Annotated in this window: 19 protein-coding genes; 13 read left to right on the top strand and 6 right to left on the bottom strand. The window is 67.2% G+C overall.

Going from position 1 to position 21,597, the window contains the following annotated elements; genetic code table 11:
* Positions 1-484 precede the first annotated feature (484 nt).
* The 12 genes from ACTHQS_RS18910 (at position 485) to ACTHQS_RS18855 (ending at position 12,736) form a co-directional block, all read left to right on the top strand.
* A complete protein-coding gene (locus ACTHQS_RS18910) occupies positions 485-2,368 on the top strand; it encodes a hypothetical protein (RefSeq protein ID WP_440171947.1) in 1,884 nt (627 codons plus the stop codon).
* Between the two features lie 6 nt (positions 2,369-2,374).
* Entirely contained in the window at positions 2,375-3,364 is a 990-nt protein-coding gene (locus ACTHQS_RS18905; protein WP_440171945.1) for an HAD-IIA family hydrolase, read from the top strand.
* Positions 3,365-3,373: 9 nt separating this feature from the next.
* Positions 3,374-3,637, top strand: coding sequence for a hypothetical protein (locus ACTHQS_RS18900; RefSeq protein ID WP_440171943.1), 264 nt, complete (start codon positions 3,374-3,376; stop codon positions 3,635-3,637).
* Positions 3,637-4,452: a TlyA family RNA methyltransferase gene (locus ACTHQS_RS18895; protein WP_440171941.1), complete on the top strand. Its 816-nt coding sequence runs from the start codon at positions 3,637-3,639 to the stop codon at positions 4,450-4,452. Before ACTHQS_RS18900 ends, ACTHQS_RS18895 begins: the two co-directional genes overlap by 1 nt.
* A 13-nt stretch (positions 4,453-4,465) precedes the next feature.
* Positions 4,466-5,491 carry an NAD kinase gene (locus tag ACTHQS_RS18890; protein WP_159632284.1) on the top strand — a complete coding sequence of 342 codons (1,026 nt, stop codon included), beginning with the start codon at positions 4,466-4,468 and terminating at the stop codon, positions 5,489-5,491.
* A 4-nt stretch (positions 5,492-5,495) separates the two neighbouring features.
* Positions 5,496-7,235 carry a DNA repair protein RecN gene (recN, locus tag ACTHQS_RS18885; RefSeq protein ID WP_440171938.1) on the top strand — a complete coding sequence of 580 codons (1,740 nt, stop codon included), beginning with the start codon at positions 5,496-5,498 and terminating at the stop codon, positions 7,233-7,235.
* A gap of 27 nt (positions 7,236-7,262) precedes the next feature.
* The gene (locus ACTHQS_RS18880; protein ID WP_440171936.1) at positions 7,263-9,053 is read left to right on the top strand and encodes a CTP synthase; all 1,791 of its coding nucleotides are present in this window, start codon (positions 7,263-7,265) and stop codon (positions 9,051-9,053) included.
* Between the two features lie 25 nt (positions 9,054-9,078).
* The gene (locus ACTHQS_RS18875) at positions 9,079-9,738 is read left to right on the top strand and encodes an NUDIX domain-containing protein (protein WP_440171934.1); all 660 of its coding nucleotides are present in this window, start codon (positions 9,079-9,081) and stop codon (positions 9,736-9,738) included.
* Positions 9,738-10,772 carry a site-specific tyrosine recombinase XerD gene (xerD, locus tag ACTHQS_RS18870; RefSeq protein ID WP_440171932.1) on the top strand — a complete coding sequence of 345 codons (1,035 nt, stop codon included), beginning with the start codon at positions 9,738-9,740 and terminating at the stop codon, positions 10,770-10,772. Before ACTHQS_RS18875 ends, xerD begins: the two co-directional genes overlap by 1 nt.
* A 124-nt stretch (positions 10,773-10,896) precedes the next feature.
* Positions 10,897-11,400, top strand: a complete 504-nt coding sequence (locus ACTHQS_RS18865) for an RNA polymerase sigma factor (RefSeq protein WP_440171930.1) — start codon at positions 10,897-10,899, stop codon at positions 11,398-11,400.
* A gap of 2 nt (positions 11,401-11,402) precedes the next feature.
* Positions 11,403-12,194 (top strand): hypothetical protein, encoded by a 792-nt coding sequence (locus tag ACTHQS_RS18860; RefSeq protein WP_440171928.1) that lies wholly within the window; start codon positions 11,403-11,405, stop codon positions 12,192-12,194.
* A 35-nt stretch (positions 12,195-12,229) separates the two neighbouring features.
* The gene (locus tag ACTHQS_RS18855) at positions 12,230-12,736 is read left to right on the top strand and encodes an 8-oxo-dGTP diphosphatase (protein ID WP_440171926.1); all 507 of its coding nucleotides are present in this window, start codon (positions 12,230-12,232) and stop codon (positions 12,734-12,736) included.
* 60 nt (positions 12,737-12,796) lie between these two features.
* Here the strand turns inward: ACTHQS_RS18855 and ACTHQS_RS18850 are convergent, their stop codons facing one another.
* The 4 genes from ACTHQS_RS18850 to ACTHQS_RS18835 all read right to left on the bottom strand — a co-directional run bounded on the left by ACTHQS_RS18850 (position 12,797) and on the right by ACTHQS_RS18835 (position 17,124).
* The gene (locus ACTHQS_RS18850; protein ID WP_440171925.1) at positions 12,797-13,936 is read right to left on the bottom strand and encodes a bifunctional 2-methylcitrate synthase/citrate synthase; all 1,140 of its coding nucleotides are present in this window, start codon (positions 13,934-13,936) and stop codon (positions 12,797-12,799) included.
* A gap of 116 nt (positions 13,937-14,052) precedes the next feature.
* A complete protein-coding gene (gene prpB, locus ACTHQS_RS18845) occupies positions 14,053-14,955 on the bottom strand; it encodes a methylisocitrate lyase (protein ID WP_440171923.1) in 903 nt (300 codons plus the stop codon).
* Positions 14,955-16,475, bottom strand: coding sequence for an MmgE/PrpD family protein (locus ACTHQS_RS18840; protein WP_440171921.1), 1,521 nt, complete (start codon positions 16,473-16,475; stop codon positions 14,955-14,957). The genes prpB and ACTHQS_RS18840 overlap by 1 nt, the downstream gene beginning before the upstream one ends.
* Entirely contained in the window at positions 16,468-17,124 is a 657-nt protein-coding gene (locus ACTHQS_RS18835) for a GntR family transcriptional regulator (RefSeq protein ID WP_440171919.1), read from the bottom strand. Before ACTHQS_RS18835 ends, ACTHQS_RS18840 begins: the two co-directional genes overlap by 8 nt.
* A 172-nt stretch (positions 17,125-17,296) precedes the next feature.
* Here ACTHQS_RS18835 and ACTHQS_RS18830 point away from each other — a divergent pair, with 172 nt between their 5' ends.
* Complete coding sequence (locus tag ACTHQS_RS18830) at positions 17,297-19,201, top strand: propionyl-CoA synthetase (protein WP_440171917.1); 1,905 nt, start codon at positions 17,297-17,299, stop codon at positions 19,199-19,201.
* 27 nt (positions 19,202-19,228) lie between these two features.
* Here the strand turns inward: ACTHQS_RS18830 and ACTHQS_RS18825 are convergent, their stop codons facing one another.
* Positions 19,229-19,942 (bottom strand): response regulator, encoded by a 714-nt coding sequence (locus tag ACTHQS_RS18825; RefSeq protein WP_440171915.1) that lies wholly within the window; start codon positions 19,940-19,942, stop codon positions 19,229-19,231.
* A complete protein-coding gene (locus tag ACTHQS_RS18820) occupies positions 19,939-21,573 on the bottom strand; it encodes a sensor histidine kinase (protein ID WP_440171913.1) in 1,635 nt (544 codons plus the stop codon). Before ACTHQS_RS18820 ends, ACTHQS_RS18825 begins: the two co-directional genes overlap by 4 nt.
* Positions 21,574-21,597: the final 24 nt, after the last annotated feature.

The following is a 21,597-nucleotide window of genomic DNA, read 5'->3' as shown; positions in this document are numbered from 1 at the left end:
CGCCGGAACAATCATTGAGGTCGAGGCCCCAACCACACGGTTGGGGCCTCCCACATTTAACAAACAAAACACCACACGCGCCGGCCGTTTCAACAGCACGCCCCGCCAGATTCTGCCCGCTTTCCTCCGACGCGCCATCTCCTCCTGCCCGGTTACCTGAGACGCCCCACCAGATCCCGCCCCCAGCCCACAGGACATGATGGCGCGTCTGGGGGGTGAGTGCAGGACGTGATGGGGCGTTGGGGGAGAAGGTGCAGGACGTGATGGGGCGTTGGGGGAGAATGTGCAGGACGTGATGGGGCGTTGGTTGTGAAGATGGCCACGATCCCGGTCCCAGGGCCTGCACTGTTCGGGGGGGTTTGGTGGCTCCACTAGAATTGATGAAGATGTACGGACTTCGAAGCGCTTGATTTCGGGTTGCGTAGGAAACGAAACGAGCGGCTGCAGTTGCGCCAGTGGTCGGCTCACAACAGGAGGAATCCACATGGCCGAGCATAACGGTGGCAACCGAGGCAACGACCGGGGCGCGTTCCGCGGCAACAACAACTCCGGCGGTGAGCCCCGCGGATTCCGGTCCCGGTCCGATCGCGATGGCAACAGCTTCTCCCGCGGCGGCGGTGCCGGCGGTGGCGAGCGGAAGCCTTTTAGTGATCGTGACCGCAAGCCGTTTGGCGACCGTCCCCGTCGCGATGGCGAGGGTGACCGGGGCGGTTTTGGCGGCGGTGCCGGCGGTGGCGAGCGGAAGCCTTTTGGTGATCGTGACCGTAAGCCGTTTGGTGACCGTCCGCGCGGCGATGGTGAGGGTGACCGCCGTGGTTTTGCTGGCGGTGATCGTGACCGTAAGCCGTTTGGTGACCGTCCGCGCCGCGACGGTGAAGGTGACCGTCGCGGTTTTGGCGGCGGTGCCGGCGGCGGCGAGCGGAAGCCTTTTGGTGACCGTGACCGTAAGCCGTTTGGTGACCGTCCGCGCCGCGATGGCGAGGGTGACCGCCGTGGTTTTACGGGCGGTGACCGTGACCGTAAGCCGTTTGGCGACCGTCCCCGTCGCGATGGCGAGGGTGACCGCCGTGGTTTTACGGGCGGTGACCGTGACCGTAAGCCGTTTGGCGACCGTCCGCGCCGCGACGGTGAGGGTGACCGTCGTGGTTTTGGTGGTGGCGACAACCGCAAACCGTTCGGGGACCGGCAGGACCGCGCACCCCGCAGCTTCGATCGCGGTGACTCCCGCGCTGATTCAGGCCGTGGTGGCGGCCCCCGCGGCTTTGGCCGCGATCGGCAGGAAGACCGTCCTGTCCGCGTGCCCAACGCCGCTGACCTCCGCAGCGCCAACCGCCCGGACCGGGAACGCTCGCCCGAGATCGATGAAGACGTCACGGGCAAGGAACTGGACCGCGCCACCCAGCACCAGATCAAGACCCTCGAAGCCAAGAGCTCGGAATGGGTGGCCCGCCACCTGGTGATGGCTGGCCGTCTCATCGATGACGAGCCGGAGCTTGCCTTCCAGCACGCCCTGGCAGCCAGCCGCCGTGGCGGCCGGCTCGCCGCTGTCCGTGAAGCCGTTGGCCTGACTGCCTACGCCGCCGGGCACTACGGTGAGGCGCTTCGCGAGTTCCGCACCTTCCGCCGCATCAGCGGTTCCAACGTCCACCTCCCCGTCATGGCGGACTGCGAGCGTGGACTGGGACGCCCCGACCGCGCCCTGGATGTGGCGCGCTCGGAGGAAGCCCAGGACCTGGATGCTCCCGGGAAGGTGGAACTGGCAATCGTCGCGGCCGGCGCGCGCACCGACCTGGGCCAGCTGGACGCGGCAGTAGCCGAACTTGAAATCCCGCAGCTGGACATGAACCGCGCGTTCTCCTACAGCCCGCGACTCTTCCGCGCCTACGCCGACGCGCTGGCTGCGGTAGGACGCGAAGACGAGTCGCAGAAGTGGAGCCGGCAGGCCGTCGTGGCAGAAAATGCCCTGGGCCTGGGCGCCGACGAGGAACCCGAGATCATCGACCTCGGCTGGGATGAGGAAGAGGAAGCCCGGGAAGAGGCAGAACGCCGCAGGATGCTGGACCAGGCCTCCAAGGGCGCTGGGGCCGAAACGCCCGCAGCAGGTCCCACGGAGGCATCGGCCGGAAGTGCCCGCGCAGCCGAGGCGAAGTCCTCACAGGACAGCAGCATCGACGACCAGGATGCCGACTACTTCGTTTCCGACGACGCAGAATCGGACCAGGACTCGGCGGAACACGACGAGCTCGACTCCGTGCCCGCCGACGACGCCGATGCTGACAATGCCAGCGCAGACGATGCCGACGCGGACAACGCAGAAGCCCAGGACAACGCAGGCATTGAGCACGACCAAGACCGCCGGGAAGACTGACCACAGATGAGCGATGTTTCCCTGGTTTCCCGCTTCGATGCACTTCTCGCCGACCTGGACGGCGTGGTCTACGCCGGGCCCAACGCCATTCCCGGAGCTGTTGAATCGCTGAAGCAGCTTTCCGGGCTAGGCATAGGCCTTGGCTATGTCACCAACAACGCCTCCCGGTCGCCGGCAGAAGTGGCAGCACATCTGCGTGAGCTTGGTGCACCGGCGGAGGACAACCAGGTGGTCAGCTCCTCCCAGGCGGCGGCCGAGCTGCTCGCCTCGATGCTGGCACCCGGGTCCAAAATCCTGATTACCGGCAGCCCGGCGCTGGCCCGGGAAATTGAGCTGGTGGGCCTGGTGCCGGTAGCCGGACAGGATGAGGACCCGGTCGCCGTGGTCCAGGGTTTCAGCCCCGCCATTGGGTGGAAGGACCTGGCGGAAGCCACCTATGTGGTGAACGCCGGCGCCCTCTGGGTGGCCACCAACACGGACATGTCCATTCCCCAGGCGCGCGGCATCGCTCCCGGCAACGGCACCCTGGTGGCCGCCGTCGCTGCAGCCACCGGCCAGCAGCCGAAAGTTGCGGGCAAACCGGAAGCGCCGCTGTTCCATTCGGCTGCCAAGCGGCTTGGCGCCGGCCGACCCCTGGTGGTGGGAGACCGGCTGGATACGGACATCCTTGGCGGCAATAATGCCGGCTTCGCCACCGTGGCTGTCCTGACCGGCGTCGACACGCGCGAGACCATCCTGGCAGCCCGCTCCGCCGAACGTCCCGGTTACATCATCGAAAACCTTGCGGACCTGCACCGGCCGTACCCGGAGGTCACGCACGACGACGGCACCTACACGTGCGGGCAGTCAACGGCGCGCGTGGCCAACGGAGCAGTGGGCATCATTGGCAGGCAGGACGACCTGAACGCTTGGCGCGCGGCGTGCGCGGCTTGGTGGGCGGAGACGCCCGACGCCCCAGCGGCACAGGCACCCAAGCTCGTGTGGCTGGATCACTAGACTGGTTCAATGACTGAGCTGACCGAACCGGACGACTCGACAGCCCAGCCCGCCCCGGAGTGGCCGCACGCGGCCATGCGGGACCGCGGGCAGGAGACCACCGATCCACAGGTGGCCCGCGCCATGGCCAGGCTCCTCGACATCCCCGGCCTCCCGACCGCGGACCACGAAACCGTCTACAACGAACTCCACGATGAACTGCTGGCCGCCCTCAACAGCGATCCCATCGACCAGGTCCGGGCGGCAACCGACCGAGCCGGCGGGGCCGCCTGATGCCGGTACGCCTCGACCAGGCATTGGTGGCCCGCGGCCTGGCGAGGTCGCGGACCCACGCGGCCTCGCTTATCGCCGAGGGCAAGGTCACCTCCGCCGGCCAGGTGCTGGCCAAAGCCTCCCTGCAGGTTGATGACAGCCGTGACCTGGCCGTCGAACTTGATGACCAGGACACCTACGCCAGCCGCGCCGGCCACAAGCTGGGCGGCGCCCTCGACGCCTTCCCGGACGTTTCGGTCCAAGGCAAAAGGTGCCTTGACGCCGGTGCCTCTACCGGCGGCTTCACGGACGTCCTGCTGAGGCGCGGTGCCGCGCACGTGGTGGCGGTCGACGTCGGACACGGCCAGCTGGTGCCGCACCTCCGCAACGACCCGCGGGTGGACGTCCATGAGGGCATGAACGTCAGGTACATGGCACCGGCCGACATCGGCGGCCCCGCCGCCCTGACCGTGGCCGACCTGTCCTTCATCTCCCTCACCCTCGTGGTGCAGCCGCTGGCTGACTGCACCGAGCCAGGCGGCGACCTGGTGCTCATGGTCAAGCCACAATTCGAGATCGGCAAGGACCGCCTGGGCCGCACGGGCGTCGTTACGTCGGAGCGCGAGCGGCGGATGGCCGTGGAAAAGGTGGCCAGGGCAGCGCTCGACGCCGGCCTGGACCTGTGCGGCCTGGCGGCGAGTCCGCTGCCGGGACAGGACGGAAACGTCGAATACTTCCTGTGGATAAAACGCAGGATCACCCAAGACTTGCCTAAGATCGAAGAGCGAGAGGCAGCAGCCGCTGCCTTGCTCGGACGAATCTGGCAGAACCACTAGAGAGCGGAACCTGATGAGCAGGCGTGTACTGGTCCTTGCCCACACCGGCCGCGAGGAGTCACTGAAGGCCGCCTGGGAAGCCTGCGCCCTGCTGCATGCCTCAGGCATGGTCCCGGTGATGCAGGAGTCCGAGCTGGGGGACATGGAACGGTTCTTCGGGCACCTGGCCCAGCCGGTGGAGGTGCTCCACGACCATGTCCAGCTGCCCGACGTCGAACTCGTGATGGTCCTCGGCGGCGACGGCACCATCCTGCGGGCCGCTGAACTGGTCCGCGAGGTGGACGTGCCGCTGCTGGGCGTCAACCTTGGCCATGTGGGCTTCCTGGCGGAAAGCGAGCGGGCCGACCTTGCCCAGACCGTCGAATGGATTGCCAGCCGGGAGTACACCGTTGAAGAGCGGATGACCATCGATGTCCAGGTCTGGGTGCGCGGCCAGAAGATTTGGCACACCTGGGCTTTAAACGAGGCCGCCATCGAGAAAGCCAACCGCGAACGGATGCTGGAAGTCGTCACCGAGGTGGACGAGCGGCCCCTGACGTCCTTCGGCTCCGACGGCATCGTGCTGGCCACCCCCACCGGGTCAACGGCCTACGCGTTCTCCGCCGGTGGACCGGTGGTGTGGCCCGAGGTGGAGGCGTTGGTCATCGTGCCCATCAGTGCCCACGCGCTCTTTGCCAAGCCCCTCGTCGTGTCGCCCCGGTCCAGGCTTGCTGTTGAGGTGCTGGGCCGGACCGACGCCCAGGGGGTGCTGTGGTGCGACGGCCGGCGCTCCGTGGACTTGCCGCCCGGCGCACGCGTGGAAGTGACCAAATCGGCCACCCCGGTCCGCCTTGCCCGCACCCACCAGACCCCCTTCTCGGCCCGCCTGGTCCGCAAGTTCGAGCTGCCCATCCACGGCTGGCGCGGCCCGGTTCCCAAGTCGGATGCCGTGCACACGGGTCCCATCCCCATTGTGCGCACGCCACGGCCCATGCCGCCGCTGCCGGTACCGCATGCGGAGAACCCCGGCAGCGATCCCGATCCGTCGACTGCGAAGTGAAGCCATGCTTGAAGAACTGAGAATCCGCGACCTGGGCGTCATCACCGACGCGACGCTTCCGCTCGGCCCCGGACTGAGCGTGGTGACCGGCGAAACCGGTGCCGGCAAGACCATGGTGGTCACCGCCGTCGGACTGCTGCTGGGCGCCCGATCCGACGCCGGCGCCGTCCGGAGCGGCGCCAAGAGTGCCACGGCGGAAGCGGTGCTCAAACTCGACGCCGGACACCCGGCCATTGCCCGTGCCCTTGACGCCGGTGCCGAAGCCGAGGAGTTCGACGGCGGCGCGGAGCTCATCCTGGCCCGCCGCCTGGGTGCCGACGGCCGCAGCCGCGCTTTCCTGGGCGGCCGTGCCGCCCCGGTGGGCGTCCTGGCCGAGATCGGCGAATCCCTTGTGGTGGTGCACGGCCAGTCGGACCAGATCCGGCTCAAAAGCGCCACGGCCCAGCGGGAAGCCCTGGACAAGTTCGCCGGGGACAACCTGGCCGGACCGCTGGGTGCGTACCAGGAGCTGTACAGCCGGTGGAAGGCCAGCCAGGCAGAACTGGACAGCCTGCGGAGCGCCGCCCGGGACAGGCTCCGCGAAGCCGAATCCCTGGAGGCAGCCCTCGCGGAAATCGACGAGGTGGACCCGCAGCCGGGGGAGGACGAGCTGCTGAAGGCTGAGGCCGTCAAGCTCGCCAATGTGGAGGAACTGCGGATCGCCGCCAGCACGGCACACCAGGCCCTCATTGCCGAAGATTTCGGTGAAACCGGTGACGCCACCACACTGGTGGATGCCGCCAAACGCACGCTGGAGCACGTGGCGGAGCACGACGCCGAACTTGGGTCCGCGGCCGCCCGGCTTGCAGAGGTGGGGTTCCTGCTCAACGACATTGCCACCGAACTGGCCAGCTACCAGGCGGGCCTGGATTCGGAGGGCCCGGAGCGGCTCGCGGAGATCGAGGACCGGCGGGCAGCGCTGGCCAAACTGGTCCGCAAGTACGCGCCCACCATTGACGAGGTGCTGGAGTGGGCGGAGAAGGCACGCGTCCGGTTCGACGAGCTCCAGGACGACTCCTCCCGCATCGAGGCGCTGGACGCGGAGGTGGTCCGCGCCGAAGCGGAACTGAAGAAGCAGTCCGCGGCCATCAGCAAGATCCGGGGCAAAGCCGCCAAGGACCTTTCTGCCCGTGTCAGCGCCGAACTGAAAGCCCTTGCCATGGCTGACGCCACCCTGGTGATCAACCTGGAGGCCGCCGGCCAGCTGGGCCCGCACGGAGCGGACGAGATCAGCTTCCTGCTGCAGCCGCACTCCGGAGCCCCGGCCCGGCCGCTGGGCAAAGGGGCGTCCGGTGGTGAATTGTCCCGGGTGATGCTCGCCATCGAAGTGGTGCTCGCCGCCGTCGACCCCGTCCCCACGTTTGTGTTCGACGAGGTCGATGCCGGCGTGGGCGGACGCGCCGCCGTCGAGATCGGCCGCCGGCTGGCCATGCTGGCGCGCCACGTTCAGGTGTTGGTGGTCACGCACCTTCCCCAGGTGGCCGCCTTTGCCGACCAGCACATCACTGTGACCAAAACGTCCGTCAGGGGAGCCGACGGCGGCACGGCCACCGGATTCACTTCCAGTGACGTCCGGCTCCTTGACGGGCCGGAACGCGTGCGTGAGCTCGCCCGCATGCTGGCCGGCCAGGAGGACTCCGAGTCCGCACAGGCGCACGCCCAGGAACTGCTGGATGACGCCAAACTCCTGCCACAACGGGCCTGACGGGACAACCACGGGAAGGCTCAATTGATGATAGGCTCGAATTCCGTGGTGCAGCGATCAAATTCCCGTGTAAATTCCCGGTTCCCGGGCTCCTCCAAGATGACCAAGCACATCTTCGTCACCGGCGGCGTGGCGTCCTCGCTCGGCAAGGGACTGACGGCCTCCAGCCTCGGTCACCTGCTCCGGGCACGCGGCCTGTCCGTCACGATGCAGAAGCTCGATCCCTACCTGAACGTGGATCCGGGCACGATGAACCCCTTCCAGCACGGTGAGGTCTTCGTCACCGACGACGGCGCCGAGACGGACCTGGACATCGGGCACTACGAGCGCTTCCTCGACGAGAACCTTGAGGGTTCGGCGAACGTGACCACCGGCCAGGTGTACTCCACGGTGATCGCCAAGGAACGGCGCGGCGAATACTTGGGTGACACCGTCCAGGTCATCCCGCACATCACGGACGAAATCAAGCGCCGCATGCGGCTGCCTGCTGAAGGCAAGAACGCCCCCGACGTCATCATCACCGAAATCGGCGGCACCGTTGGCGACATCGAATCCCAGCCGTTCCTCGAATCGGCCCGCCAGGTCCGCCAGGACGTGGGCCGCGGCAACGTCTTCTTCGTCCACGTGTCACTGGTCCCGTACATCGGACCGTCGCAGGAACTGAAGACCAAGCCCACCCAGCACTCGGTGGCAGCCCTGCGCTCCATCGGTATCCAGCCCGAAGCCATCGTCATCCGGTCCGACCGCGAGATCCCGGAAGCCATGCGCGCCAAGATCGGCCGCATGTGCGACGTCGACCTCGAAGCCGTCATCGGCTGCCCGGATGCCCCCAGCATCTACGACATCCCCAAGACCCTGCACGCCCAGGGCCTGGACTCCTACATCGTCCGTGCCCTGGACCTGCCGTTCAAGGACGTGGACTGGACCAGCTGGGACCGTCTCCTGGAGGCCGTCCACAACCCCAAGCACCAGGTGGAAATTGCCCTGGTGGGCAAGTACATCGACCTTCCGGATGCCTACCTCTCGGTGACCGAAGCCCTGCGTGCCGGCGGCTTCGCCAACGAAACCAAGGTCAAAATTCGGTGGGTCCCGTCCGACGAGTGCGAGACCCGTGAGGGTGCCATTAAGGCGCTCGACGGCGTGGACGCCATCTGCGTGCCGGGCGGCTTCGGCATCCGCGGCCTTGAAGGCAAGCTGGGCGCCCTGAAGTTCGCCCGCGAGACCAAGCTGCCCGTGCTGGGCCTGTGCCTTGGCCTGCAGTGCATGGTCATCGAGTACGCCCGCAACGTGGTGGGCATGGAGGGTGCTTCCTCGAGCGAGTTCGAGCCGGATTCGAAGTACCCGGTCATCGCCACCATGGAAGAGCAGCTGGAGTTCGTTGAAGGCCGCGGCGACCTGGGCGGCACCATGCGCCTGGGCCTCTACGAAGCCAAGCTCGACGAGGGCTCGGTCATCGCCGGCACCTACGGCAAGACCACCGTCAGCGAACGCCACCGGCACCGCTACGAGGTCAACAACAAGTACCGCCAGCAGATTGCCGACAAGGGCCTGGTGTTTTCGGGCACCTCCCCGGACGGCAAGCTCGTCGAATTCGTTGAGCTGCCCGCCGACGTCCACCCGTACTACGTGGCCACGCAGGCGCACCCCGAGCTGAGCTCCCGGCCCACCCGCCCGCACCCGTTGTTCGCCGGGCTGGTCAAGGCTGCCCTGGACCACCAGGGCAACGGACACCAGGACGCCAACCACCAGGGCGCTGCCGACACGGCTGCGCCCGCGGCGGGGGAGCCTGCAGCATCGGGTACCGTTACCGCTAAGTAGTCAATAGAACAAAAAGGACGGCGCGATGCCTGGTACACCTGAAGCCACCCCTGCCAAACAGGTTTCGGATGCACCAAGCCCGCGCCGTCTTTTGTCCACGGAGAAGGTCTACCAGGGCCGGATCTGGGACGTCGTCAGTGACACCTTCCAGCTCTCCGAGTCCGGCGACGCCCTCACGCGTGACTACATCGACCACCCGGGCGCTGTCGCCGTCCTGCCCATGAACGGCGAAGGCCAGATCCTGCTGCTGAAGCAGTACCGGCACCCCGTGGGCATGGACCTTTGGGAAGTCCCCGCCGGCCTGCTGGACGTCGAAGGCGAAGACTTCCTGGTGGGGGCGGCGCGGGAACTCGCCGAGGAAGCGGACCTGGCCGCCGGGACCTGGAACGTCCTGGCCGATGTCTTCAATTCCCCCGGATCCTCCAGCGAGGCCATCCGCATCTACCTGGCCCGCGACCTCACCGAGGTGCCGCATCACGAGCGCCACGAGCGGACGGACGAGGAAGCGGAGATCGAGTTCCACTGGATCAGCCTGGACGATGCCGTGGCCTCCGTACTGGCAGGCCGCCTGCACAACCCGTCCGCCGTCGTCGGGATCCTTGCCGCCGCTGCCGCACGGGCCGGCAACTATGAAGGTCTTCGTCCCGCCGACGCCCCCTGGCCCGCGCACCCCAGCCAGCGGTGATGGGTCCCGGTCCCTCGGCTGAAGCGCCCCCGGTCGCTGAACCGGCCCCCAACGCTGAAACTGCGAACCCTGCAGCGGCTGCCACCGCCCCGGCTATACCGGCCGCGATCGACCGCGGAATCACTGACTACCTCCAGCACGTGGGCGTGGAACGGGGCCTGGCCGTGAACACCCTGGCAGCTTACCGGCGGGACCTCGCACGCTACGCCCGCTACCTCGCCGCCGCCGGGTGCAAGCGCCCCGGGGAGATCACGAGGCATCACGTCACAGGGTACGTCCGTGCCCTGTCGGACGGATCCGATGGCGGCTCCGCCCTGGGCGTGCGTTCCGCGGCACGGACGGTTGTGGCCGTACGGGGACTCCACAAGTTCTGGGCCCTGGAGGGGTTCACGCCAACGGATCCGGCCAGCGAAGTGCACCCGCCGATGGCCGGCAAGCGGCTGCCCAAAGCCATCAGCGTTGACGAGGTGACCCGCATCCTCGAAGCGGCGGGAACTGACACCGCCACGGGACTGCGGGACCGCGCCCTGCTTGAATTCCTCTACTCCACCGGCGCCAGGATCAGCGAAGCCGTTGGGCTGGACGTTGACGATATATCCCTGGCGGAGCCGGAGTCCGGGCCCGCCATTGTCCGCCTGTTCGGCAAGGGATCGAAGGAACGCCTGGTGCCACTTGGCTCATACGGGGCACGGGCACTGGATGCCTACCTGGTCCGTGGGCGCCCGCTGCTTGCCGCCAAAGGGAAGGGCACGCCGGCGCTGTTCCTCAATGCCCGCGGCGGCAGGATCAGCCGGCAGAGTGCCTGGACCATCCTGAAGGCGGCGGCGGAGAAGGCCAACATCACCCGTGATGTCTCGCCGCACACCCTGCGGCATTCCTTTGCTACCCACCTGCTGGAAGGCGGGGCGGACGTACGGGTGGTGCAGGAACTGCTGGGCCACGCCTCCGTGACCACCACGCAGGTGTACACACTGGTCACTGCCGACACACTCCGCGAGATCTACGCCGCGGCGCATCCCCGGGCATTGGGCTGAACACGGTCCTGACACCGGGCCTTGGGTCGATTCCCACGATAATTTTCCCGCTGCTGTAAGAATCAGCGCTGCCCGGGACACTTAGTCTTCAGGAAGAAGTCATCACGTGTCCGGGGGAAATACTATGTTGGCAGCGGACGAGCAGGCATTCATCGATCTGCATTCCCGGCATTCGGGGCGGGTCTACCGGTACATCGCCTGCCGCATCAGCGACACGGGCCGGGCCGAGGAGCTGGCGGCCGATGTGTTCCGGATTGCCTGGCAGAAGCAACTTCCGGAACCACCCGGCATCGGCTGGCTGCTCGCAACGGCCCGGCATGTGCTCGGCAACGAGTACAAGGGCCGTCGCCGCCGCCAGGAACTTCTCGACCGGTTGCAGGACGAGGCACGCAGCAAGGTCCCGCAGGAGGAGACCGGGGAACAGTCCGCGGTAGCGGACGTACTTGGCCGCCTTCGGGAACGGGACCGCGAGATCCTCATGCTCTGTTACTGGGATGACCTGACCATCTCCGAACTTGCCCAGGCCTTTGAATGTTCCGCCTCAACGGCTGCCGTGCGGCTGCACCGTGCACGCCGGGCGTTCGCCAAAGCTGCACCAGCCCAGCTCATGACCGAACGGAAGGACTAGCCATGGATCGGATCGAGCAGTTGATGAAGGCAGCCAAGCCCCGGCCCACGGCACCGAATGAGGTGGCCGGAGGCGACGCGGCCCACGGGTTGGGGCCCATCGTGGAAACGGAAGTCATCCACCTGGCCGCCCGGGCACCGGAACGCCGAACCCAGCGGGGACGGACAGCCGTCCGCACAGCTGCTGCGACAGTGCTCGCTGCGGCAGCTGTGGCCGGCGCCGTATACGTGGGCGGAACCATGGCACAGAGGCCCATGCCCGGCCCCGCCGTGGCGCCCTTGGAGCCAGCCGGAAGCCCTGCTTCGGCCAGCCCGTCGGCCACACCGCCGGCCAGTGGAAAACCCACAGCCACCGCGCCATCCTCCACCGCACAACCGGGAAACCCCGCCGCCGGTGGCCTGAGCACCGGCGGGGTGCCCTGCACCATGGACAACGTGGACCTGCAGCGAAGTGACCAGCAGCGCATTATCTTCCCGATCCCCGCCGACCAACAGCATCTCTACACCGTCCTGGGTTGTGCCGGCGGTTGGCTGGCCTTCTCCATCTCGGATGAGGGAGCCAAAGCCCTCCAACTCGATGGCGGCAACGCCTGGTACCAGATTGCCAGGCTGCAGGACAGCCGGTTCCTTTGCGATTTCCGCCAGCAGACCGCCAGCGTCCTGAACTGGGAGTTCCAGGCGCTCAACAACCAGGGCCTCACACCCCAGGAAGCGATGGACCGGGACTTTGCCACCAAGGGGCTGCCGGTGGAGCTCCGGCAGCAACTGGTTGGCGAGGGCCCGTCCGGCGGATAGCTTCAGGGCCCGCTGGCAGCTATAGGGTTGTGCACATGAAATCCTCCCAGGTGACCCTCTGCTTCCTGCTCCGCGACGGGGAGAACGGGGCCGAAGTCCTCCTGGGGCTCAAGCAAACGGGGTTCGGCAAAGGCAAGATCGTGGGCATCGGCGGCCATGTGGAACCGGGGGAGACCGACGCGCAGGCAGTCGTCCGGGAAGTCCTGGAAGAAACCGGCGTGGTGCTCCGGGTGGAGGACCTGGCCGACGCCGGTGCCGTGCACTTCGTCTTCCCGGCGCGGCCGGACTGGGACATGCAGACCACGCTGTTCACTGCCCGTATTTGGGAGGGCGAACCGGAACCCAGCGACGAGATCCTGCCCGAGTGGTTCCCGGTGGATACCCTGCCTGTGGACCGCATGTGGCAGGACGCCGACCACTGGCTGCCGGTGGTGCTGGAGGGCCGGAGGGTCAACGTGGTGGTCACCATGCACACCGACAACGAGACCGTCGCTTCGTCCCATAGCCTCCTCGGCCAGGGCGGCCAAACGCCAGGGGGTTAAACGCCGACGGCGGAACAGGCACCAAGGCGCCCGCCCGCCGTCTGACGTTCCTGCCAAACGCTAGGCCAGGTGCCGTTCCTCCACACCGTTGTATTCGCTCAGTGGCCGGATCAACGAATTGGCATCCAGTTGCTCCATGATATGCGCGGTCCAGCCCGTGATGCGGCTGGCCACGAACAGCGGAGTGAACGTGGGCGTATCGAAACCCATGAGGTGGTACGTGGGCCCGGCGGGGTAGTCCAGGTTCGGCTTGATGGCCTTCGCCTCGTCCATCGCAGTTTCCAGGCCGTTGTACAGCCCCAGCAGCTCGGGGCGGCCGTAGTGGGCGATCATCTTGTCCAGGGCAGCCTTCATGGTGGGAACCCGGGAATCGCCGTGCTTGTACACACGGTGGCCGAAGCCCATGACCTTCTTCTTCTGCGCCAGGGCATCCTCCATCCACGCCTTCGCCCGCGCCGCAGCCTCCTCGAGGGACTCCTCCTGCCGGATGCCGATCTCGTCGAACGTGTGCATGACGGCCTCGTTCGCCCCGCCGTGCAGCGGACCCTTCAGTGCCCCGATGGCTCCGGTCACCGCCGAGTGCAGGTCCGAGAGCGTCGACGTGATGACGCGGGCGGTAAACGTTGACGCGTTGAAGGAGTGCTCGGCGTAGAGGATCATCGAGACGTTGAAAGCCTCCACCACCTCGGGCACCTGTTCCTCGCCGAAGGCCATCCACAGGAAGTTCGCCGAATAGCCCAGGTCATCGCGGGGCTCCACGAGTTCCTGGCCGTGCCGGCGGCGCTGGTCATAGGCGACGACGGCCGGCATCGCGGCGAACAGGTCCACGGCCTTGGCCATGTTGGCATCCCGCGAGGAGTCCTCGGCCAGCGGGTGCCGGGCACCCATCACCGAGGCCGCAGTCCTGCAGACATCCATCGGGTGCGAGGTCACCGGCAAGGCGTCGATGACCTGCTTCACCACGGGGTCAAGGGCACGTCCGGCGCGCTCCCGCGCGGTGAACTCCGCCAGCTGCTCTTTTGTGGGCAGTTCGCCGTTCCAGAGCAGGTAGGCCACTTCTTCGAAGCTGCACCGGGCGGCCAGTTCCTGGACGGGGTAGCCACGGTAGAGCAGGGAGTTGGTGTCAGGGTTGACCTTGGAGACGGCGGTGTAGTCCACCACGACGCCGGCGAGGCCCTTTTTGATCTCATTTTCAGCCATTGCTGAAACTCCTTTGTTCCTAAAGCCTGTGTTCCTGAAGCCGGTGTCCTCAAAGCCTTGTTCCAAAGGCCTTGTCCGGCAGTTGCCGGCGTCCGGTGTGGTGCAGGGGCGGGATGTCAGGTTCCGGGAATCCGGAAATTGAACACCCCGGTGTCAAAGTGGTTGTAGGCCTCATAGTCAACGAGGTCGTAGAGCCTGGCACGGGTCAGCATGCTGGGAACCTGTGCCTCCTGGGTGCCGTCGGATTTGATCGATTCCAGAGTACGCTCAGCAGCCCCCATGGCACTACGGAGCAGCGTCACCGGGTAGATGACCATGTTGACGCCCACTCCCGCCAGTTCATCCACCGTGAAGAGCGCGCTCTTGCCGAACTCGGTCATGTTGGCCAGGATCGGCACGTCCACCGCGTCCCGGATGGCCTTGAACTCGCTGAGGTCCTTCATGGCTTCGGGGAAGATCGCGTCGGCGCCGGCTTCAACCAGGGCTTTGGCACGCTGCTGCGCCGCCTCCAGTCCATCGGTGGCACGGACGTCGGTGCGGGCCATGATGAGGAAGTTCGGGTCCCGGCGGGCATCAGCTGCGGCACGGATCCGCTTGGTGGCAGTGTCCAGGTCCACCACGTTCTTTCCGTCCAGGTGGCCGCAGCGCTTCGGGTTGAACTGGTCCTCGATGTGGCAGCCGGCCAGGCCGGCATTCTCCAGCTCCTGCACGGTGCGGGCCACGTTCATGGGTTCACCGAAGCCGGTGTCGGCGTCGACGATCGAGGGCAGGTCCGTCATGCGCGCGATCTGGCCCGCCCGGGTGGCCACTTCGGTCAGCGTGGTCAGGCCGATGTCCGGCAGGCCCAGGTCGTTGGCCAGGACGGCGCCGGAGATGTACACCCCGGCGAAGCCCTTTTCCTCAATGAGCCGGGCGGACAGCGGGTTGAACGCGCCCGGGAACTGCTGGATGGTACCGGAGGACAGCAGCTCCCGGAAACGGATCCGCTTCTGCTCCGGGGTGGTCTTCGAATACAGCATCAGAAGAGTCCCTTCGGTGCCGCTGCCAGGTCGATGACCCCGGGCGCGGCGGTGATGTTGAGCTGGTCCAGCTCGCCGGCGGCGAGCTCGGGGAGGCGTTCGACGGCGGCGAGGAACCTTTCGATCTCGGCCTCCTCCACCAGCCCCGCGGCGAGGGTGCGGAACTTGTTGATGTACTGTTCCCGGGCGAACGGCCGGGCGCCGAGGGGGTGGGCGTCGGCGACGGCGATCTGGTCCATGATGACGGTGCCGTCCTTGAGCGTGATCTCCACGGAACCGCCGAAGGCCTTCTCGGCAATGTCGAGGGAGTGGTAGCGCCGGGTCCATTCCGGATCCTCCACCGTGGTGACCTTGTGCCACAGCTCCACGGTGTCCGGGCGTGCAGCGCGTGCCGGTGCGTAGGAGTCCACGTGGTGCCAGGCGCCGTCCTGCAGCGCGACGGTGAAGATGTACGGGATGGAGTGGTCAAGCGTTTCCCGGGACGCGGTGGGGCTGTACTTCTGGGGATCGTTGGCGCCGGAGCCGATCACGTAGTGGGTGTGGTGGCTGGTCTTGATCAGGACTGATTCGACGTTGGCCGGGTCGGTCACCTCGGGGTGTTCGCGGTGCAGCTTGCGGGCGAGGTCGATCCAGGCCTGGGCCTGGTATTCGGCCGAGTGTTCCTTGGTGTAGGTGTCCATGATGGCTCGCTTGGCTTCGCCGGGCGTGGGGAGCGGGACCAGGTAGGAAGCGTCCGGGCCGTCGAGCATCCAGGCGATGACGCCGTCTTCGCCTTCGTAGATCGGCACCGGTGAGGTCTGGCCGCGCATGGCCCGGTCCGCGGATTCGATGGCCATCTTGCCCGCGAACGCAGGGGCGTGGGCCTTCCAGGTGGAGATCTCGCCCTTGCGGGACTGCCTGGTGGCGGTGGTGGTGTGCAGTGCCTGCCCCACCGACTGGAAGATGGTCTCGACGTCGAGGCCCAGCAGGGTGCCGATCCCGGCGGCAGCCGAGGGGCCAAGGTGCGCGACGTGGTCGATCTTGTGCTTGTGCAGGCAGATGGCCTTGACCAGGTTCACCTGGATCTCGTAGCCGGTGGCGATGCCGCGGACCAGGTCGTGGCCGCTGGAGCCAACGTGCTGGGCGACGGCAAGGATCGGGGGAATGTTGTCGCCGGGGTGGGAATACTCGGCGGCGAGGAAGGTGTCGTGGTAGTCGAGTTCCCGCACGGCCACGCCATTGGCCCAGGCAGCCCATTCCGGCGCCACGCGCTCCTCGATGCCGAACACCTTGGAACCCTTGCCGCCGGTGCTGGGTCCGTGGGTGAGCGCCTGCGCCCGGGCCGCGACGATCGGTGCCCGGTTCAGGGAAGCGATGGCCACCGAGGCGTTGTCGATGACGCGGTTGATGACCATGTCGGTCACTTCGTCGGAGACGGCTACAGGATCGGCCGCAACCTGGGCGATCTTGTACGCGAGCTGGTCCTCGCGGGGCAGGTTCTCTTCGCTCTTATAGACGCGGACGTGGTGTTCCTTAACCATGGTGCTCCTTCGGGTGGGATGCGTGGGTTGCTTTGACGTGGGAGAGGCTTCGGTGCAGGTGGAGGACGGTGGCCGCCTCGGCGAGCTTCGGGTTGCCGGCCGCAATGGCCTCCGCGATGGCGGCATGTTCGGCGGCCGCGGCTGTGAGGCGGCAGGCGTCGTCCGCAGCCAGCCGGCGGATCCGGACCAGGTGCACCCGCAGGCTTCGCATGGCCTGGGCCAGGTAGGAGTTGGAAATGGCGGCGTCGATGGCTGTGTCCAGCCTGCCCACCAGTTCGTAGTAGTCGTGCAGGGCTGGGTCCTCGCCGCTGACCAGTTGGGGAGCATTGAGGAGTTCGCGCTGCAGGCGCTCGAACGTGGCTGCGTCGCCGCGCCGGGCGGCTAACGCGGCAGCCTTGCCCTCCAGCGTTTCGCGCAGTTCGAACAGTTCGTCGATGTCCTCGAGGGAGATGTCTGTGACGACGACGCCGCGGCCGCCCGCCGTCGTCAGCCCTTCCGCCGTCAGGCGGCCCAGTGCTTCGCGAAGCGGCGTGCGCGAGACGCCCAGGCGTTCGGACTGCTCCACTTCGGCCAGCACCGTGCCGGGGGCCAGGCGCCATTCAATGATGTCGTCCCGCAGGGCCGCGTAGGCCTTGTCGCTGGCGCGCATAGTGTCCTCCTTCCTCGGTGACAGCATCAGTGTATACACAGATGCTGCCTGAATGCAGTAGAAGCGGGGAAATCTTCCTTGGCATCAAGGTTTTGTATACATGACCCTTGTGGCGAGCGTCCCTCGGCCGCTACCATGAGCTGCATCACAACGTCGTGGACGGGATACCCTCATGGTCACCAACAGCTACCGGGACAGCTATCAGCGCAGCATTGAACAGCCTGAAGATTTCTGGCTGGAGGCAGCGCAAAAGATCTCCTGGACCACTCCACCGGGACGGGCCCTGGACTCCAGCCGGGCGCCGCTTTACGGCTGGTTCCCCGACGGCATCCTGAACACCTGCTACAACGCGCTGGACCGGCACGTCGCCGAGGGCCGCGGTGGGCAGGATGCCCTGATCCATGACTCCGCCATGCTGGGAACGCAGCGGCGCTACACCTACGCCGAGCTGACCGACCTCGTGGCCCGCTTTGCCGGTGTGCTTCGCAGCAACGGCGTAGGCAAGGGCGACCGGGTGGTGATTTACATGCCCATGATCCCGGAAGCGGCTATTGCCATGCTGGCCACTGCCCGGCTTGGCGCGGTCCACTCGGTGGTCTTTGGCGGTTTCGCGCCCAAGGAGCTCGCCGCGCGCATCCGCGATGCCGCCCCCGCCGCGGTGGTCACTGCCTCCGGCGGAATCGAACCGGCCCGCCGCATCGAGTACCTCCCGGCGGTTGCGGAGGCCCTCGGGCTGGCCGGCGCGCCGGACATTCCCGTGCTGGTCAAAGCGCGCGACGGGTTCGCATCCGCCGCCGCGGACCATGCGGGCTGGCTGGACTGGGACTCGGCCATGGCGTCGGCCGAACCCGTGGCCCCTGTCGCCGTGCAGGCCACGGACCCGCTGTACATCCTTTACACCTCCGGAACCACGGGCGCGCCCAAAGGTGTGGTGCGGGACAATGGCGGGCACGCCGTCGCCCTGCGCTGGACCCTGGAGAACATCTACGGCATCGGTCCCGGCGACGTCATGTGGACTGCCTCAGATGTTGGCTGGGTGGTGGGGCACTCGTATATCGTCTACGGTCCGCTGCTGGCCGGAGCCACCACCGTGATGTATGAGGGCAAACCGGTGGGCACGCCGGATGCCGGGGCGTTCTGGCGTGTAGTCCAGGACCACCGGGTCAACGTGCTGTTCACCGCTCCCACTGCACTGCGCGCCATCCGCAAGGCTGATCCGGAGGCATCGCTGCTGGGAGGCTACGACGTCTCCAGCCTGCGGACGCTGTTCGCCGCCGGTGAGCGGCTGGACACGGACACGTTCCACTGGGCATCCCGGGTTTTGGGGGTGCCGGTGGTGGACCACTGGTGGCAGACCGAGACGGGCTGGGCTATTTGCGCCAATCCCCGTGGCTTGGAGCCGCTGCCCATCAAGGCGGGCTCACCGAGCGTTCCCATGCCCGGGTTCCGGCTGCGGATCCTCGACGGCGCGGGCGGGGAAGTGGAGCCCGGAACCGAAGGCAACATCGTGCTGGAACTGCCCCTGCCGCCGGGGACCCTCACCACCCTGTGGGGCAACGACGAACGCTTCATCTCGTCCTACCTGCAGGCCTTCGAGGGCTGCTACGCCACGGGTGATTCGGGATACCGCGATGACGACGGGTACCTGTTCGTCATGGGCCGCACCGACGACATCATCAATGTTGCCGGCCACCGGCTGTCCACCGGCGCCATGGAACAGGTGATCGGCCAGCATCCCGCCGTCGCCGAGTGCGCCGTGATCGGACTCGCCGACCCCCTTAAGGGCCAGCGTCCCAGTGGCTACGTGGTGCTCAAATCCGGCGTCGACATCCCCGAGGACGTCCTGGCCAAGGACCTGGTGGCACTGGTCCGGCGGGACATCGGCGCGGTTGCGGACTTCAAGCACGTGACGGTGGTGGACGCCTTGCCCAAGACCCGGTCCGGAAAAATCCTCCGCAAGACCATGCGCCAGATCGCGGACGGCGAGGAGTATACGGTGCCCTCCACCATCGAGGATCCCGGGGTTATCGAGCAGCTGATCGGCGCCCTTCGGGTGGGCGGGGCGGAAGCCCGCTGACCCGCCAGGCATGCAGCCTGGGGCGGGTCAGCGCGCGTTCCAGCGGTACTCGTTTTCCGGCCTCCCCGGGGTGCCATAGCGCGCGGTCCGGGAAACCGTGCCGGCGTCCGCTAGGTATTCCAGATAACGCCGCGCCGTCACCCGGGACATTCCCAGGGCATCCATGACCTCGGTGGCGGACACTGCTTCGGGCTGCCGGCGGAGGAACTCCTGGACCGAGCCGAGCGTCGAGGTGGAGAGGCCCTTGGGGAGCGGCAGCTCGGACGGCGCCCGGAGGCTGGCGAAAGCCTGGTCCACCTCGCTTTGCGAAGCGCCACCCTTGCCGGGGCCGCCGGGTGAACCTGCCAGCTGCTGGCGGAACTGGCGGTAGTTTTCCAGCTTGTCCGAGAAGGTGGCGAACGTGAACGGCTTGATCAGGTACTGGACCACGCCGATGGCAACGGCGCTGCGGACAATCGCCAGCTCGCGCACGGCGGTGATGGCGACGATGTCCGCGAGGATCCCGGCCGAACGCATGCGCCGGGCGATGTCCAGGCCGTGCAGGTCGGGCAGGTTCATGTCCAGCAGGACCAGTTCCACCGGCTCGCCCGCAGCCACGAATTCGTTGAGGAGCCGCAGGGCGGACTGCCCGTCGGGCGCGGTCCCCGCGAGTTCAAATCCTTCCAGCCGCCCCACGTACGCGGCGTGGGCGGCCGAGGCGACGGCCTCGTCTTCGACGACGAGGACCCGGATGTTGCTCACTGTCTATGCTCCTTCTCCACGGGCACCGCCGCAGGAAGGAATACTTCGAACTTCGCGCCGCGCCGGCCGTTAATGGCCAGCGTACCGCCCAAACGCTGCACGGCCTGCCGGACCAGCGCCAGGCCGATTCCCCGGCCCCCGGTCCCCGCAGGCTTGGTGCTGAATCCGTGCCTGAGGATTTTTTCCGAATCCGCGGGGTCGATGGGCGCCCCGGAATCGTTGACGGCGATGTCCAGTCCTTCCTCGTCCAACTCCAGCGTCAGATCCACCCGCCGCGGAGGAGGTGCATCCGCGGCGGCGTCGATGGCGTTGTCCAACAGGTTCCCCAGGATCGTCACCAGGTCCTGGACAGCCACCCCGGCTGCCGCGCCGGAGCCGAGGGTGGAGAAATCCAGCTGGACGCCGCGTTCGTGGGCCTCGGCCACCTTGCCCATGACCAGGGCCCCCACCACGGGTTCATCGATCGAGCTCACCATGTCGTCAGTGAGCTGCTGGCTCAGGGCCAGGTCCTGGGTGGCAAAATCGAGGGCTTCGCCTGTCCGGCCGAGTTCCAGGAGCGAGACCATGGTGTGGAGCCGGTTGGCGTGTTCGTGGGTCTGGGCACGCAGCGCATCAGAGAGGGTCCGCATGGTCTGCAGCTCATTGCCAAGGGCCTCGATCTCCGTCCGGTCCCGGAGCGTGGCCACTGTTCCGTATACGGGCACCTTTCCGCGCGACCCGGGGGACTCGGGGCCCCTTGCCGGCCCCTGATTAACGACCAGCACGCGGGATCCGGTCAGCACCATCTCGTCCTTGGTGGTGCGTCCGGATTCAAACAGGCTGCGCAGTTCGCTGTCCAAGGGGAGGTCTGCCAGCGACGGGGGCCGGGTGGGATCGTTGCTGCCGGTTTCGGCCAGGCCCAGCAGTTCGGCGGCCTGGTCGTTGTACATCACCACCCGCTTCCTGGCATCGATGAGGATCAGTCCTTCGCGGACCGAGTGCAGGACCGATTCGTAGTAGGTGAACAGCTGTGCCAGCTGTTCGGGCCCCCAACCGCGCGTCACCCGGCGGAGATACCTGCCCAGCAGCCACGACGCAAGGGACCCGCCCACCAGCAGGGCTATGCCCACGGCGAGCAGGACCGGCAGGCGGCCGGTGAAGGCCACATCGACGCTGCGGACGGTGACGCCCGCTGCCACCAGCGCCTTGACGGTCCCTTGGGCGTCCTTGACCGGAACGATGGTGCGGACGGAGGGGCCAAGGGTGCCCGCGGTGACTTCGGTGAATGCCCTGCCCTGCAATGCGGCGTCGATGGAGCCGATGTACGGGCGGCCCAGTTCTTCGTCCCGTGGGTGCGTCCAGCGGGTCCGGTCAGGCGCCATGATGGTGATGAAATCGATATGGGCGGCGCTGGTGACGTCTTTTGCGTAAGGCTGCAGCAGGGCGGACGGGTCCGGAGTGGCGGCAGCCTGCAGCACCAGGGGATTGGCGGCAATGGAGGCGGCCACCCCTTCCATCCGGCGGCCGGCTTCGTCATACGTCCGGTCCCGGGCGTCCACATAGGCGGCAGTCCCCACGATGGCGATGAAGGAAACGACGATCAGCAGGTTCGCCAGGAAGAGCCGGCGGGCGATGCTCCAGCGGTGGATCATGCAAACCTCCAAGGGACCCCTGCG

The sequence above is a fragment of the Arthrobacter sp. SAFR-044 genome (genome assembly GCF_051965175.1).
Classification (GTDB): Bacteria; Actinomycetota; Actinomycetes; order Actinomycetales; family Micrococcaceae; genus Arthrobacter.
This window is presented reverse-complemented; position numbering and strand designations above follow the sequence as displayed.